The sequence below is a fragment of the Amycolatopsis sp. La24 genome, from assembly GCF_029087445.1.
GTDB classification, from domain to species: Bacteria; Actinomycetota; Actinomycetes; order Mycobacteriales; family Pseudonocardiaceae; genus Amycolatopsis; species Amycolatopsis nivea.
This window is the reverse complement of the sequence record NZ_JARACH010000009.1, coordinates 1-13406: the sequence shown is the minus strand read 5'-3', so window position 1 is coordinate 13406 and position 13406 is coordinate 1. Positions and strand designations below refer to the sequence as shown.

The 13406-nt window shown below is 71.6% G+C and carries 15 protein-coding genes; 10 read left to right on the top strand and 5 right to left on the bottom strand.

Translation table 11 applies throughout. The features are described from left to right. The first annotated feature begins 172 nt into the window (after positions 1 to 172). Entirely contained in the window at positions 173 to 1075 is a 903-nt protein-coding gene (locus tag PUT80_RS12215) for an NADP-dependent oxidoreductase (RefSeq protein WP_275291977.1), read from the top strand. Position 1076: 1 nt separating this feature from the next. On the opposite strand, the gene PUT80_RS12210 is transcribed toward PUT80_RS12215, so the two are convergent. Beyond that, positions 1077 to 2765 (bottom strand): MFS transporter, encoded by a 1689-nt coding sequence (locus PUT80_RS12210; protein WP_275291976.1) that lies wholly within the window; start codon positions 2763 to 2765, stop codon positions 1077 to 1079. Positions 2766 to 2897: 132 nt separating this feature from the next. On the opposite strand from PUT80_RS12210, the gene PUT80_RS12205 reads away from it, so the two are divergent. Continuing rightward, positions 2898 to 3962 carry a zinc-binding dehydrogenase gene (locus PUT80_RS12205; protein WP_037805691.1) on the top strand — a complete coding sequence of 355 codons (1065 nt, stop codon included), beginning with the start codon at positions 2898 to 2900 and terminating at the stop codon, positions 3960 to 3962. A gap of 13 nt (positions 3963 to 3975) precedes the next feature. On the opposite strand, the gene PUT80_RS12200 is transcribed toward PUT80_RS12205, so the two are convergent. From PUT80_RS12200 to PUT80_RS12185, 4 genes are read right to left on the bottom strand one after another with little or no spacing between them, the layout of a single operon-like run. Beyond that, positions 3976 to 5070 (bottom strand): GTP-binding protein, encoded by a 1095-nt coding sequence (locus tag PUT80_RS12200; protein ID WP_037805692.1) that lies wholly within the window; start codon positions 5068 to 5070, stop codon positions 3976 to 3978. Then, positions 5067 to 5225 (bottom strand): 50S ribosomal protein L32, encoded by a 159-nt coding sequence (gene rpmF / locus PUT80_RS12195; protein WP_037805693.1) that lies wholly within the window; start codon positions 5223 to 5225, stop codon positions 5067 to 5069. The genes PUT80_RS12200 and rpmF overlap by 4 nt, the downstream gene beginning before the upstream one ends. Further along, the gene (locus PUT80_RS12190) at positions 5225 to 5488 is read right to left on the bottom strand and encodes a type B 50S ribosomal protein L31 (protein WP_037805695.1); all 264 of its coding nucleotides are present in this window, start codon (positions 5486 to 5488) and stop codon (positions 5225 to 5227) included. The genes rpmF and PUT80_RS12190 overlap by 1 nt, the downstream gene beginning before the upstream one ends. Continuing rightward, positions 5485 to 6726 (bottom strand): GTP-binding protein, encoded by a 1242-nt coding sequence (locus PUT80_RS12185; protein ID WP_037805697.1) that lies wholly within the window; start codon positions 6724 to 6726, stop codon positions 5485 to 5487. The genes PUT80_RS12190 and PUT80_RS12185 overlap by 4 nt, the downstream gene beginning before the upstream one ends. Before the next feature lie 78 nt (positions 6727 to 6804). Here PUT80_RS12185 and rpmB point away from each other — a divergent pair, with 78 nt between their 5' ends. The 8 genes from rpmB to PUT80_RS12145 all read left to right on the top strand — a co-directional run bounded on the left by rpmB (position 6805) and on the right by PUT80_RS12145 (position 12963). Then, positions 6805 to 7041 carry a 50S ribosomal protein L28 gene (rpmB, locus tag PUT80_RS12180; RefSeq protein ID WP_009078885.1) on the top strand — a complete coding sequence of 79 codons (237 nt, stop codon included), beginning with the start codon at positions 6805 to 6807 and terminating at the stop codon, positions 7039 to 7041. Beyond that, entirely contained in the window at positions 7042 to 7209 is a 168-nt protein-coding gene (rpmG, locus tag PUT80_RS12175; RefSeq protein ID WP_037805699.1) for a 50S ribosomal protein L33, read from the top strand. Then, positions 7209 to 7514: a 30S ribosomal protein S14 gene (rpsN, locus tag PUT80_RS12170; RefSeq protein WP_037805700.1), complete on the top strand. Its 306-nt coding sequence runs from the start codon at positions 7209 to 7211 to the stop codon at positions 7512 to 7514. The genes rpmG and rpsN overlap by 1 nt, the downstream gene beginning before the upstream one ends. Then, positions 7511 to 7756: a 30S ribosomal protein S18 gene (gene rpsR, locus PUT80_RS12165; protein ID WP_037805702.1), complete on the top strand. Its 246-nt coding sequence runs from the start codon at positions 7511 to 7513 to the stop codon at positions 7754 to 7756. The genes rpsN and rpsR overlap by 4 nt, the downstream gene beginning before the upstream one ends. A gap of 94 nt (positions 7757 to 7850) precedes the next feature. Further along, the gene (locus tag PUT80_RS12160; protein ID WP_037805703.1) at positions 7851 to 8912 is read left to right on the top strand and encodes a MoxR family ATPase; all 1062 of its coding nucleotides are present in this window, start codon (positions 7851 to 7853) and stop codon (positions 8910 to 8912) included. Continuing rightward, positions 8909 to 10801: a hypothetical protein gene (locus tag PUT80_RS12155; RefSeq protein WP_037805705.1), complete on the top strand. Its 1893-nt coding sequence runs from the start codon at positions 8909 to 8911 to the stop codon at positions 10799 to 10801. Before PUT80_RS12160 ends, PUT80_RS12155 begins: the two co-directional genes overlap by 4 nt. Positions 10802 to 10939: 138 nt before the next feature. Continuing rightward, positions 10940 to 12166 (top strand): uroporphyrinogen-III C-methyltransferase, encoded by a 1227-nt coding sequence (gene cobA / locus PUT80_RS12150; RefSeq protein WP_037806542.1) that lies wholly within the window; start codon positions 10940 to 10942, stop codon positions 12164 to 12166. 29 nt (positions 12167 to 12195) lie between these two features. Beyond that, positions 12196 to 12963, top strand: coding sequence for a PIG-L deacetylase family protein (locus tag PUT80_RS12145; protein WP_275291975.1), 768 nt, complete (start codon positions 12196 to 12198; stop codon positions 12961 to 12963). Positions 12964 to 13406: the final 443 nt, after the last annotated feature.

Genomic DNA, 13406 nt, shown 5'->3' with positions numbered 1-13406 from the left:
CGGCGCTCAGGAGAGCACCGGGTAGCCGATCCGTGAGTGGCGCGAGGCCGTCCCGGTAGTCATCGCTGATCAACCTAGCCCATCGCGCGGCGCCGGTCGACCCCGCGGCTTGACGTCAAGTCCGCTTGATGTCGAACACTGGCGGTGATCGACACGAGCGCTGGAGGCTGCGATGAGCAAGGCGATGGGGTTCCGCGAACTGGGCGGGCCGGAAGTGCTGCGGCTGGAGGAGGTGGCGGAACCGCGTCCCGGGCCGGGAGAGGTCCGGATCCGGGCGAAGGCCGCGGGGGTGCAGGCGTTCGACATCGCGGTGCTCGCGGGGCTCATCCCGGTGCCGGAGGCGGGCGCGTTCACCGTGCCGGGCAACGAGTTCGCCGGAATCGTCGACGAAGTCGGGGAAGGCGTCGAAGGGTTCGCGGCGGGCGACGAGGTGCTCGGCTTCGGGCGGCTGGGCGCGTATCAGGAACTGGTCGTCGCCGGAGCGGACCAGGTGGTGCCCAAGCCGCCGGAGATGCCGTGGGAGGTCGCGGGCGCGTTCACCGCGGCGGCGCAGACGGCGGAGATCGCGATCGAGCGGATCAACGTCGGTCCCGGCGACACGGTGCTGGTGCACGGCGCGGCGGGCTCCGTCGGGGCGATGGCGGTGCAGCTGTCCCGGTTGCGTGGCGCGAAGGTGCTCGGCGTCGCGCGTCCGGCGTGGCACGAGCAGGTGCGGGCACTCGGGGCGATTCCCCTTGCCTACAGCGAGGATTTCGTCGAACGGGTGGCTCCGCACGGCGTCACGGCGGCGATCGACGGGGTCGGCGGCGTCGCGCTGGAGTACACATTGGACCTCATTGAGGACCGGTCCCGGATTCTCACCCTGGTCGAGCACGACCGCGCCGACGAGCTGGACATCAAGCTCACCGTGAACGACCGCTCGGCGGCTCGCCTCGCGCGGTTGGCGGCCCTGTACGCGAAAGGCGAGCTGACGCATCGCATCATGGCGACCTTCCCGCTCGCCGAAGCCGCCGAAGCGATGCGGACCTATCAGGCGGGGAACATCCACGGCAAGATCGTGCTCACCATGGACTGACCTAGTCCTGGTGGAAGTACCGCTTCCCCCGCGACGCGGACGCCAGCGCGGCGACCAGCGCCATCGCCGCGGCCGCGACGAACACGGTGACCAGTCCGTCGTGGAACGGCCCGGAAATGAGGGTGGGGAAGAACTCCTTGCCGGTCAGCGCGGCGGAATCGGCGGGGGAGAGCTGGCCGAGCACGCCGGGGCCGACCAGGTGCGCCACCGGGTTGCTGCCCAGGAACGCGGCGAAGAGGGTGCTCACCGGCGGCAGCTGGGCGATGTTCGCGGCGACGTCCGCCGGGACGCCGTGCGCCTGCAGCCCGCCGGTGAGCGTCGCGGGCAGCGATCCGGCCAGCCCGGCGATCATGAGCGAGAAGAACACGCCGATGGACAGCGACGTCCCGGAGTTCTGGAACGTCGAGCGCATGCCGGACGCGACGCCGCGCTGGTTGTCCGGCACGCTGCTCATGATCGCCGAGGTGTTCGGCGCGGAGAACATGCCCTGGCCGATCCCGCTCAGCACGAGCAGCAGCGCGAACGCCGGGTAGCTGAAGTCCACCGGCAGCGCGAGCAGTCCGAGGAAGGACCCGGCGACCAGCAGCAGCCCGCCGGTGGAGAACAGCCGCGCGCCGAACCGGTCGGAGAGGAAGCCGGACACCGGTCCCGCGATCAGGAACCCGGCGGTGAGCGGCAGCAGGTAGATCCCGGCCCACAGCGGGGTCTGCTCGTAGTCGTAGCCGTGCAGCGGGAGCCAGATCCCCTGCAGCCAGATGATCAGCATGAACTGCATCCCGCCGCGCGCGATCGCGGTGAGCAGCGCCGCGAGGTTCCCGGCGGTGAAGGCGCGGATGCGGAACAGCGACAGCTGGAACATCGGCGACGGCACTTTGGTCTCGATCACGCAGAACCCCGCCAGCAGCGCGATCCCGGCGCCGAGCCCGCCGAGCACCCACGGGTTGCCCCAGCCGGTGGCCGCGCCGCCGTAGGGCTGGATGCCGTAGGTGATCGAGGCGAGGATGACCGCGGTGCCGAGCGCGAAGGTCACGTTGCCGCCCCAGTCGATCCGCGACCGCTGCGGCGTGCTGATCTCGCGCAGGCTGCGGATCGACCAGACGGTGCCGAAAATGCCGAACGGCACGCTCACCCAGAACACCGCGCGCCAGTCGAGTTCGGCCAGCAGCCCGCCCGCGACCAGGCCGAGGAACTGCCCGGCCAGCGCGGTGATCTGGTTGACGCCCAAGGCCATCCCGCGCTGTTCGCGCGGGAAGGCGTCGGTGAGGATCGCGGCGGAGTTCGCGGTGAGCATCGCGCCGCCGACGGCCTGCACCACCCGCCAGCCGATCAGCCACAGCGCCCCGCCGCCCGCGTGGAACGGGTCGAACGACAGGGCCACCGAGGCGGCGCTGAAGATCACGAACCCGATGTTGTACATCCGGACGCGGCCGAACATGTCGCCGAGCCACCCGAGCGTCACCACCAGGACCGCGGACACCAGCAGGTAGCCGAGGATCATCCACAGCAGGTAGCCGATGTTGGCCGGGGCCAGCGGGTCGAGCCCGATGCCGCGGAAGATCGCCGGCAGCGAGATGATCACGATCGACCCGTCCAGCGCCGACATCAGCACGCCGAGCGTCGTGTTGGAGAGCGCGACCCACTTGTAGCGCCCGCCGTGCCGTGCCTGGGTGTCGATCGTCCGGTCCGCCACAATCGACAGCCTAGACTGATAAATCTAGCCTGTTCAACTCGTGCGAAACGGACGAACCATCCTGGTAGCGACGGACTCCTGGTTGCCGGTCCGGTTTGTGCCGACGATGGGGGCGGGACGAAGGAGGATTCGGTGAAGGCTGCTGTGCTCAGGGAATTCGGGCTCCCGTTGTCAGTCGAGGAGGTCGCGGAGCCGGTGCCGGGCACCGGGGAAGTGGTGGTGGACGTCGTCGCGGCGCCGGTCCTGCACTACACCGCCGAGGTGGTCAGCGGCGTCCGGCGGTACGCGCTGGAACTGCCCGCGATCCTGGGCACCGGCGCGGTCGGACGGGTGCGGTCAGTCGGCCCCGACGCGACGAAACTCCGGCTGGGCGATTGGGTCCGCTGCGACCCGACGGTCCGCTCCCGCGACGACGCGGTGACACCGGACGTCGTCCTGCAAGGCTTGACCGCGCGCGGCGACGGGGGATTGGCGTTGCAGCGCCATTTCCGGAACGGCGGGTTCGCCGAGCAGATCATGGTCCCGACGGAGAACGCGGCCCCGCTGGGCGAGATCGACGAGGCCGACGCGGGCCGTTGGGCCGCGCTCGGGATCTGCTTGGTGCCGTACGGCGGACTGCTCGACGGCGGATTGCAGCCGGGGGAAACGGTGCTGGTGAGCGGCGCGACCGGCACGTACGGCGGGGCGGCGGTGGCTGTGGCGCTCGCGATGGGCGCGGGTCAGGTGATCGCGCCGGGCCGGAACCGGTCCGCGCTGGCCGATCTGGAACGGCGCTTCGGCCACCGCGTCCGGACGGTCGTGGTGAGCGGCAACGAAGACGAGGACCGCGAGGCCATGCTCTCCGTGGCGGGACCGGTGGATCTGGTACTGGATCTGCTGCCGCCGTCGGCGTCGGTCGCCGCCGTGCGCGCGGCCGCGATGACGGTCCGGGAGTTCGGCCGCGTGGTGCTGATGGGCGGGATCGGCGACGAGCTCGCGCTGCCGTACCCGTGGCTGATGCTGAACAGCGTGACGGTGCGCGGCCGGTGGATGTACCCGCGCGACGCGGTGCCGAAGCTGATCGCGCTGGCCCGATGCGGACTGCTGGACTTGACGCAGTTCTCGGTGGACGAGTTCGCGCTGTCCGCGGTCGGCGAGGCGGTGGAACACGCGGCTGCGGTAGGTGGCCGGTTCCGGCTCACGGTGGTGCGGCCGTGAGCCGGAACTGTCCTTAGTGGACGTGGACCGGTTCCCATTCGGGGAACGGGTCGTCGGTGGCGGGGCTGTCGGAGAGGCAGGTTTCGAGCGCGTCGAGCAGCGCGGCGTGCTCGAGTCCGACGCCGATGAACACCAGCTCCTGCCGCGGCCCGTCGGCAACGCCTTGCGGTTCAAACCGCGCGACGCTGCCTGCCTGTGACCACAGCCCGAGCGTGCCCGGCCGGGTGCTGAGGCTGAAGAATCCCTTCGACCGCAGCACGGTGCCGAACTCGCCGGAGTCCAGTCGCGAGGTCACGAACTCCCACAACCGCACCGGGTCGAACGCGCGCGCGGAGCGGAACACGACGCTGGAAATGCCGTACTCCTCGGTCTCCGGCACGTGATCGCCGTTCAGTTCCGCCACCCAGCCCGGCGCTTCCTGCGCGCGTTCGGCGTCGTACCGGCCGGTGCCGAAGACCCGCTCCAGCGGCACCCGGCCGAACTCGGCGGACACGACGTCGGCGGCCGGGTTGAGGCGGCGCAGGGAGGCGAGCAGCCGGTCCCGTTCGGCCGGGGTGACGAGGTCGGTTTTGTTCAGCAGCAGCACATCGGCGAACTCCACCTGGTCCATCAGCAGGTCGCTGACCGTCCGCTCGTCGCCCTCGTACTGGTCCAGCCTGCGCTCGGCCAGGCTGTCCCCGCGCGCCAGTTCGCGGGCGAAGTTCGCCGCGTCCACGACGGTGACCATCGTGTCCAGCCGCGCCGACGACAGCACCGGGGAGCCGTCGTCGGCGGGGAAGGAGAACGTCGCCGCGACCGGCATCGGCTCGGAGATGCCGCTCGACTCGATGAGCAGGTGGTCGAACCGGCCGTCCTCGCACAGCCGGGCGACCTCGTCGAGCAGATCCTCGCGCAGGGTGCAGCAAATGCACCCGTTGGTCATCTCGACCAGCCGCTCCTCGGTCCGCGACACGCTGTCCCGCACGAGCGCGGCGTCGATGTTGACCTCGCTCATGTCGTTCACGATTACCGCGACGCGCAGGCCCTCGCGGTTGGCGAGGATCCGGTTGAGCAGCGTGGTTTTCCCGGCGCCGAGGAATCCGGAAAGGACAGTGACCGGGACGCTCACCGCTCGAGCCGCTGGAAGTGCTTGATCAGCTTGCGCGGCACCAGTTTCCGCTCGCCGTCCACGACGATCGGCACCAGGTCCGGCGCCGCCGCCTTCCACTGCGAGCGGCGGGACCGGGTGTTGCTGCGCGACATTTTCCGCTTCGGGACGGCCATCAGCGCGCACCCCCTGCGCGGCGCTGCCCGTACCGGCGGTGGAACTTCTCGACCTGGCCCGCCGAGTCGAGGATCCGCTGGGTGCCGGTCCAGAACGGATGCGACCACGAGCTGATGTCCACCACCACGAGCGGATAGGTGTTCCCGTCGGACCATTCGATCGTCCGTTCGGAAGTGGCGGTGGAGCGGGTCAGGAACGCGTCGCCGGTCGACGAGTCCTTGAAGACCACCGGGTGGTAGTCGGGGTGGATGCCGGGTTTCACAGGGTTTCGTCCTTCTGGTTGGCGGCGTTCGCGTGCCGGTCGGGTTCTTCGGTTTCTTCGCAGGGGTCCTCGTGCCAGTCCCCGAACGGGTCGGGGTAGGCGCGCCAGGCCGCTTCGCCTTCGGCGAGTTCGGCGTCGGTGAGCAAGGCGGCTTGCAACGCGCTCTCGATCTCCCCGGGGGCGGCCTGGTCGGTGACGATCACCAGCTCCTGTGCGCGGTCGCCGTGCACCGGGTCCCAGCGCAGCGAGGCGAGCGTGCGGCGTTCGGGGGAGACGTCGGCCCAGTCCGGCCCGTCCGGCGAGGCGAGCCACGGGCCGGCGTGCCCGATGCCGAGCCCGCCGCCCGCCGATTCGATCCAGAACGCGACGTCCGGCTGACTCGCCACCCAGGCCCGGCCGCGGGTGCGGACCACGCCGTCGAGCAGCAGGTCGATCGCCTCGTGCAGCCGCTCCGGATGGAACGGGCGCTGCGCGGTGAACCGCAGCAGTTCGATGCCGCAGTCCGGGTGCAGCGGCGGCGCGCCGCGCAGCAACGCGCCGTGCAGGTCGGTGACCTCGCCGCGGCGGGCGTCGGCCGGGATCGCGGCGAACAGCCCGGCGGCGTCGGTGCGGGCCAGCTCGACGCGCGGGACGGACGGCGCGACCCGGTCCAGCACCGCGGCGGATTTGGCCGCGCACCACGCGTCCGGCGCGGCCCCGGCGAGCACGAGCACGTCCGCGGATTCCACTTGGGACAGTGCGACCTGCGCGACCGTCCGCTCGTCCTCGGGGCTGCCCTGCAGGCCGCGCTCGGCGAGCAGATCGTCGCCGGTGACGTCGGCGAGCCAGGTCGCGCAGTCCAGCACGGTGAACACCGCTTCGAGTTCGACGTCGTCGCTCACCGGGCGGTCGCCGACCAGCACGTTGCGGATCGCCCAGCTCACCGGCTCCGGCTCCATCGCCTCGTCCAGCCGCACCACGATGCGGTCGACCTGCGGCATCCGGGCCAGCCGGCGCAGCAGCGGCAGCAGGTCCTCGCGCAGCGTGCAGTTGACGCAGCCGTGCGCGAGTTCGAGCGGGGTCAGCTCGTCGCGCCCGCGCAGCAGGATCCGGCGGCGGACGACGCCGGAGCCGATGTCGCGCAGGTCGTGGTGGACGACGGCGGTGCCGGGGCTCGCGCGGAGCAGGAGCGCGGCGAGGTCGCCGGTGCGGGCGATCCCGCTGCAGAGCACGAGCGGGACACGCGGACGTTGGGGCACTGGATCTCCAGACGACGGGGCGGGGTACGGTGACGAGCGTAGTTGAACATGAATGTCACTATCAACTTGGGAGGGTCCGTGTCAGCCGTGTGCCAGGTCACCGGCCGCAAGCCGGGCTACGGCAAGCAGGTCTCGCATTCGCACCGCCGCACGTCGCGCCGGTGGGAGCCGAACCTGCAGACGCGCCGCTACTACGTGCCGAGCCTCGGCCGCACCGTGCGGCTCAAGGTGTCGGCGAAGGGAATGAAGACGATCGACAAACGCGGCATCGACGCCGTCGTCGCCGATCTCGTCGCGAAGGGAGCGAAGTTCTAGATGGCGAAAAGCACCGACATCCGGCCGATCGTCAAACTGCGGTCGACCGCGGGCACCGGCTACACGTATGTCACCAAGAAGAACCGCCGCAACAATCCGGACCGGATGGTGCTGCGGAAATACGACCCGGTGGCGCGCAAGCACGTCGAATTCAAGGAAGAACGCTGATGGCGAAGAAGTCGAAAATCGCGAAGAACGAGCAGCGGAAGGTGATCGCCGCGCGGTATGTGGAACGCCGGCGCGCGCTCAAGGCGGTGATCGCGTCGCCGTCCGCCTCGGCCGACGAGAAGGCGGACGCAGTGGTTGCGCTGCAACGGATGCCGCGCGACGCGAGCCGCACGCGGATCCGCAACCGCGACGCCGCCGACGGCCGTCCTCGCGGATACCTGCGGAAATTCGGGCTGTCCCGGGTGCGCATGCGGCAGATGGCGCACAACGGGGAACTGCCCGGCGTCTCGAAGTCGAGCTGGTGATCGCCGTGCCCAAACCGGACCGCACGCCGCGCCGCCGCCCGAATCCCTTCCACACGGCCGGAATCACCCAGGTGGACTGGAAAGACGTCGACCTGCTGCGGAAATTCATCTCCGACCGCGGCAAGATCCGGGCCCGCCGGGTCACCGGATTGACGCCGCAGCAACAGAAACAGGTGGCGACCGCGATCAAGAACGCGCGGGAGATGGCGCTGCTGCCGTATCCGACGGCGGCGCGGAGCTGAAAAACCGGATGCGGGCAGCGGGCCGGGCGCGGGACCATAACGGCACGAAACGGGCGTCGCACGAGGATGTCCTGAAACCGGAAAGGTCCGCGTTGTGCACGCCCAGCTCACGGTCACGCCTGCCCAGCTGCCCGACATCCTGCTCACGACCGCCGTCGTCCGGCCGGTCTTCCTCTGGGGCGCGCCCGGAATCGGGAAGTCGTCGCTGGTCCGGGAATTCGCGGGGGCGCTCGGACTCGAATGCGTGTCGCTGCTCGGCACCCAGCTCGCGCCCGAGGACCTGATCGGCGTCCCGCAGATCGCCGACGGCCGCAGCCGGTTCTGCCCGCCGGAGCAGATCGCCCGCGACGAGCCGTACTGCCTGTTCCTGGACGAGCTCAACGCCGCGTCCCCGGACGTGCAGAAGGCGTTCTATTCGCTGATCCTCGACCGCCGGATCGGCTCCTACGAGCTGCCGCCCGGTTCGGTGGTGATCGGCGCCGGGAACCGCGCCACCGACCAGGCGCTCGCCCGGCCGATGGCCTCGGCGCTGGTGAACCGGCTGGTCCACCTCCACCTGCGCGCGTCGGCGGGCGACTGGCTCGCCTGGGCGGCGGGCCACGACATCCACCCGGCGGTGGTCGAGTACCTGACCCAGCGCCCGGACCACCTGTGGAGCCAGCCGCCGAAGACCGAGGAACCGTTCTCCACGCCGCGGTCCTGGCACATGCTGTCCGACCTGCTGCACTCGGCGGGCGATCCGCTCGACGACGAGACCGCCGGGCTGCTCGCGTACGCCACGCTCACCCCGCAGCACGCCGGAGCGTTCCGGTCGTACCTCAAGGTCGCGCGGCACGCCTACGACCTGGAAGCCATCCTCAAGGGCGACGCGCGCTGGCCCGCCGAGCCGGACGAGCGCGACCTGCTCTACTTCCTCGCCGAGACGTTCCGCGTCCGGCTTGCCCGCGACCTGCCCGCGGACAAGCGGCACGCGTCGGCGGCGGTGCGCCAGTTCGCGTTCCGCGCGAAGAGCCTGCTGGTGGAACTGGCGGAGATCTCGCTGGAGATGGCGCAGCTGGTGATCGCGGATGACGAGGCGGGCAACCCGCGCCTGCCGTCGTGGTTCCTGGTCGAGGCCGCGCGCGATTTGCCGCGGCTGGTGGCGGCTCGGGCATGAGCAGTGTCCGTTCCGACGCCCGCCTCCGGGAACGCCGCAACAAAGCGATCGACGCGGGCTGGGCACTGGTCCGCGCGAACACCGTGCTGAAGCGGCTCGCGGAGCGCGCGAGCCTGGACCGCGTCAGCCTGACCGGCGCCGAGTCCTGGGCCGTTGTCGCCGACACCGGACTGGTCACCGCGAACCGCGCCCGCGACGCCGATCCCGCCGAGTGGGCGTGGGTGTTCGCGCATCTGCTGCTGCATCTCGGCCTCGGCCATCTGGACGAGGAACAGCTCGCCGAGGCGGACGCGATCACCGCTGACCGCGCCGTCGACGCGAGCTACAGCGCGGCGTGTTGCGTTGCGGTGCACCGGTTCGCGGAGGCGGTGCGGGTCGGGACGCCGCTCACGCTCCTGCCCGAACTTCCCGGCACGGACGAGCTTTCCCTTGCCCGCTCTTGGCGCGACACCGGCGTCCCAGAGGTCTTCCGCGCGCTCGGCACCGGCGGCGACCGGCCGTGCCTCGCGCTCGCGGAGCCGCCGAGCCGCTGGCACGTCCAGTACCACGGGAAGTCCGCGCCGTGGACCGAGCGGTTCGCGCAGGTCCTGATCGCCTCGGCCACGGAGGCGATGGAGCGGGCCGCCGACGCGCGCGGCCAGACCCGGCACCGGCGGACCCTGGGGGAGTGGGACCGCGCGCTGGGCTGGTTCGCGTCGTCGTTCCCGCTGCTGGGCGCGGTGGCCGCCGGGTTCACGCTGATCGCCGATCCGGAGGTGGTCCGCGCCTGGGACATCTCGGTCGCGGCGGTCGACGCCGAACACGGCGAGATCTACGTCAACCCGCACGCCGCGCTGACCGCCGAGGAATGGCGGTTCGTGCTCGCGCACGAGATGCTGCACGCCGCGCTCCGGCACGACCGCCGCGCGCTCGGCCGCGACCCGTACCTGTGGAACGTCGCCTGCGACTACGTGATCAACGGCTGGCTGGTCGTCCTCGGCGTCGGCGAACTGCCCGGCGACGGGCTGCACGATCCGCAGCTCGCCGGGCTGTCCGCGGAATCGGTGTACGACACGCTGACCACCGACCTGCGCCGCGCCCGCAAACTGCGCACGCTGGGCGGCCGTGAAGCAGGCGACGTGCTCGGCGACTGGCTGTCCGAACCGGACGCCGCCGCCCGCCGCTCCTCGCGCCGCGCGGAACCCAAGCCGCTGCCGTGGCGCGAGGGCGACCGGGCCGGCGGCGTCGACCTGGACGAGTTCTATCGCCGCGCGCTCAGCCAGGGCCTGGTCTATCACCACGCGCAGGGCCGCGGCCTGCTGCCGCTCGGGCTGGAACAGGAGATCCGCGCACTGGACCACCCGCCGCTGCCGTGGGACGCGCAGCTGGCCCTGTGGTTCGACGAGCACGTCCGGGCCGAGCGGCCGGTGCGCAGCTACGCGCGGGCGTCGCGCCGTCAGTCGGCGACGCCGGACATCCCGCGCCCAGGCCTGGTCCGTCCGGAACGCGTCGACCGCCGCGCGACCTTCGGCGTCGTGCTGGACACGTCCGGGTCGATGAACGCGGAACTGCTGGGCAAGGCGCTCGGCGCGATCGCGTCGTACGCGCGGGCCCGCGACGTCCCGGCCGCCCGGGTGGTGTTCTGCGACGCGGCGGCTTACGACGCCGGATACCTTGCGGTGGAAGACATCGCGGGCCGGGTGAAGGTCCGCGGCCGCGGCGGCACCCGGCTGCAGCCCGGCGTCGATCTGCTGCGCCGCGCCCCGGATTTCCCGGCGGACGGCCCGGTGCTGATCATCACCGACGCGCAGTGCGACCACGTGCGGTCGTCGCGGGAGCACGCGTTTCTGGTTCCGCGCGGCGCTCGGCTGCCGTTCGTGCCGCGCGGTCCGGTTTTCCGCGTGGAGTGACGCCCGAAGCGCGGGCGCGACGACGACATGTCCGAATTGCGAAGCGCGCGGGCGGACTCAGCGGCCTGACCCACACTCCGGCGTGGCATGACCCACGCTCGCCGTGCGAGACCGCGCCTCGCCCATATGCTTCCGCGCATGGACGACCCGCACTACCTTTCCGGCCTCAACCTGACCGGCCGCCGCGTCGTGGTGTTCGGCGGCGGTTCCGTCGCCCAGCGCCGGCTGCCCCGCCTGATCAGCGCGGGCGCCCGCGTCGAACTGGTGTCGCCGCACACGACGCCGTCGGTGCAGGGGATGGCGGACGCGGGCGAACTGGTGTGGCATCAGCGCCGCTACGCCGAGGGCGACCTGAAGGACGCCTGGTACGCGCTGGCCTGCACGAACGACCCGGAGACCAACGCCGCGATCTGTGCCGAGGCCGAGCGGGAACGCGTCTTCTGCGTCCGCGCCGACGAGGGCGAGTCGGGTTCGGCGGTGACCCCGGCGACCGGACGGCACGGCGGTCTCCTGTTCGGCGTCCTGTCCGGCGGCGAGCCGCTCCGCTCGGCCGCGGTCCGCGATTCGATGCTGGACGGCCTGCACGCGGGCACGATCGAGGACGGCCGCCAGCCGCATCCGGAAGGCACGCTGCCCGGCGTCGCGCTGGTCGGCGGCGGGCCCGGCGACCCGGACCTGATCACCGTCCGCGCCCGGCGGCTGCTCTCGCGCGCCGACGTCGTGGTCGTCGACCGGCTCGGCCCGCGCGATCTGCTGGACGAGCTCGCGCCCGAGGTCGAGGTCGTCGACGCGGCGAAGATCCCGTACGGCCGCGCGGCGAGCCAGGACGTGATCAACCGGACGCTCATCGAGAAGGCCAAGGAAGGCAAGTTCGTCGTCCGGCTCAAGGGCGGCGACCCGTACCTGTTCGGGCGCGGGTTCGAAGAGGTCCAGGCGTGCGCCGAGGCGGGCGTGCCGGTGACCATGGTCCCGGGCATCACCTCGGCGTTCGCGGTGCCCGCGGTGGCCGACGTGCCGGTGACGCACCGCGGGGTCGCGCACGAGGTGGTCGTCGTGTCCGGGCACGTCGCGCCGGGGGACGAGCGGTCGCTGGTGGACTGGTCGCTGCTGGCCCGGATGCGCGGGACGATCGTGCTGATGATGGGCGTCGAACGGCTGCCGAAGTTCGCCGCCGCCCTGCTCGAAGGCGGCCGACCCGGCGACACGCCGGTCGCGGTGATCGAGGACGGGACGATGCGGACCCAGCGGGTGCTGCGCTCGACGCTCGCCTCGGTGGCCGAGGAAGCGGCGGCCGCGGGAGTCCGCCCGCCCGCGGTGATCGTGTTCGGCCCGGTGGCCGGGCTGGACCGGAATCAGCCCGGATAACGCAGACAGCGGGCCGTCCGCGCGCGAAGATGTCCGGTATGACCTTGCCTGCCCTGCCCGAGGAGTCCTTCCGGCGCGTGCTCTGCGTCGTCGCGCACCCGGACGACATGGAGTACGGCACGTCCGCGTCCGTCGCGCGCTGGACGGCGCGCGGCATCGAGGTCGGCTACCTCCTGCTCACCCGCGGCGAGGCAGGCATGCCGAACCCGCCCGAGGAGACGGCCCGCCTGCGCGTCGCCGAACAGCGCAACGCGTGCGCGGCCGTCGGCGTCGAGCGCCTCACCGTCCTCGAACACCCGGACGGCGTGCTCGTCTACGGCCTCGACCTGCGCCGCGACATCGCCCGCGAGATCCGCCGGTTCAAGCCCGACGTCGTGCTCGGCTGCGGATTCGACGTCGAAACTCCGTACGGCTTCGACCAGGCCGACCACCGCGCCGCGGGACTCGCGACCCTCGACGCGATCCGCGACGCGGGCAACCGGTGGGTCTTCCCGGAGCAGATCGACGACGAGGGCCTCGCTCCGCATTCGGCGCGCTGGTACCTGGTCCCGGGACTTCCGGGTTCCGGGGCGACCCACGGCGTCGACATCACGGGAGAGCCGCTGCGGCGCGGCGTCGCTTCCCTGGAGGCGCACGCCGCGTACCTGGCCGCGCTTCCGGACCACCCCGCGCCCGCCGACTTCATCCCGCAGTTCACGGCGATGAGCGGCAAGGCGATGGGGGTGGCGCACGCGGTGCTGTTCCGCGCCCACGACCTCCAGGCGCCGCCGGAGTTCCCCGAAGCCGACCAGGACTGACCCCGGCCGGTCGGAAGTCTGAGGGGAGCCCGGCGGGGCGCTGCTTCCGCAGGTCTCCCTTCCTTGCCGGGCGCGGGTCGGGAGGGTGCCTTTCGCGGACGAGCCCTGCCGCCGGAACGCACCCAATGCGGCATTGGTTGCGTCGCACGCACCCAATGCCACATTGGGTGCACTAGCCCGGCCCCCGCGAGTTCCAAGCCCGCCCGCCCTCGCACCCCACCAAGTCCGTGAAGGGCTCCTTGCGGGAATCAGACCTGGATCCACCGGTGTGAATTGGTGTTGTGGGTCGTGTCCGGTCGGGCAGGTGCCCTCTGGCCTGGGATGATTGTTCTTGCGACAGAGCAATTGTCACCGAGGGAGAGGGCACCTGCTGGATGCGATCATTGCATACTGCCGGGGCGGTGTCGGCGAGGTTCGACGATCCGAACCTCGTGTCGCATGCC

Excerpts from the sequence above, each read along its gene's own strand:
- PUT80_RS12215 (WP_275291977.1), top strand. The coding sequence starts at position 173 with ATGAGCAAGGCGATGGGGTTCCGCGAACTGGGCGGGCCGGAAGTGCTG.
- rpmF (WP_037805693.1), bottom strand. The coding sequence starts at position 5,225 with ATGGCCGTCCCGAAGCGGAAAATGTCGCGCAGCAACACCCGGTCCCGC.
- rpmG (WP_037805699.1), top strand. The coding sequence starts at position 7,042 with ATGGCGAAAAGCACCGACATCCGGCCGATCGTCAAACTGCGGTCGACC.
- rpsN (WP_037805700.1), top strand. The coding sequence starts at position 7,209 with ATGGCGAAGAAGTCGAAAATCGCGAAGAACGAGCAGCGGAAGGTGATC.
- PUT80_RS12155 (WP_037805705.1), top strand. The coding sequence starts at position 8,909 with ATGAGCAGTGTCCGTTCCGACGCCCGCCTCCGGGAACGCCGCAACAAA.
- cobA (WP_037806542.1), top strand. The coding sequence starts at position 10,940 with ATGGACGACCCGCACTACCTTTCCGGCCTCAACCTGACCGGCCGCCGC.
- PUT80_RS12145 (WP_275291975.1), top strand. The coding sequence starts at position 12,196 with ATGTCCGGTATGACCTTGCCTGCCCTGCCCGAGGAGTCCTTCCGGCGC.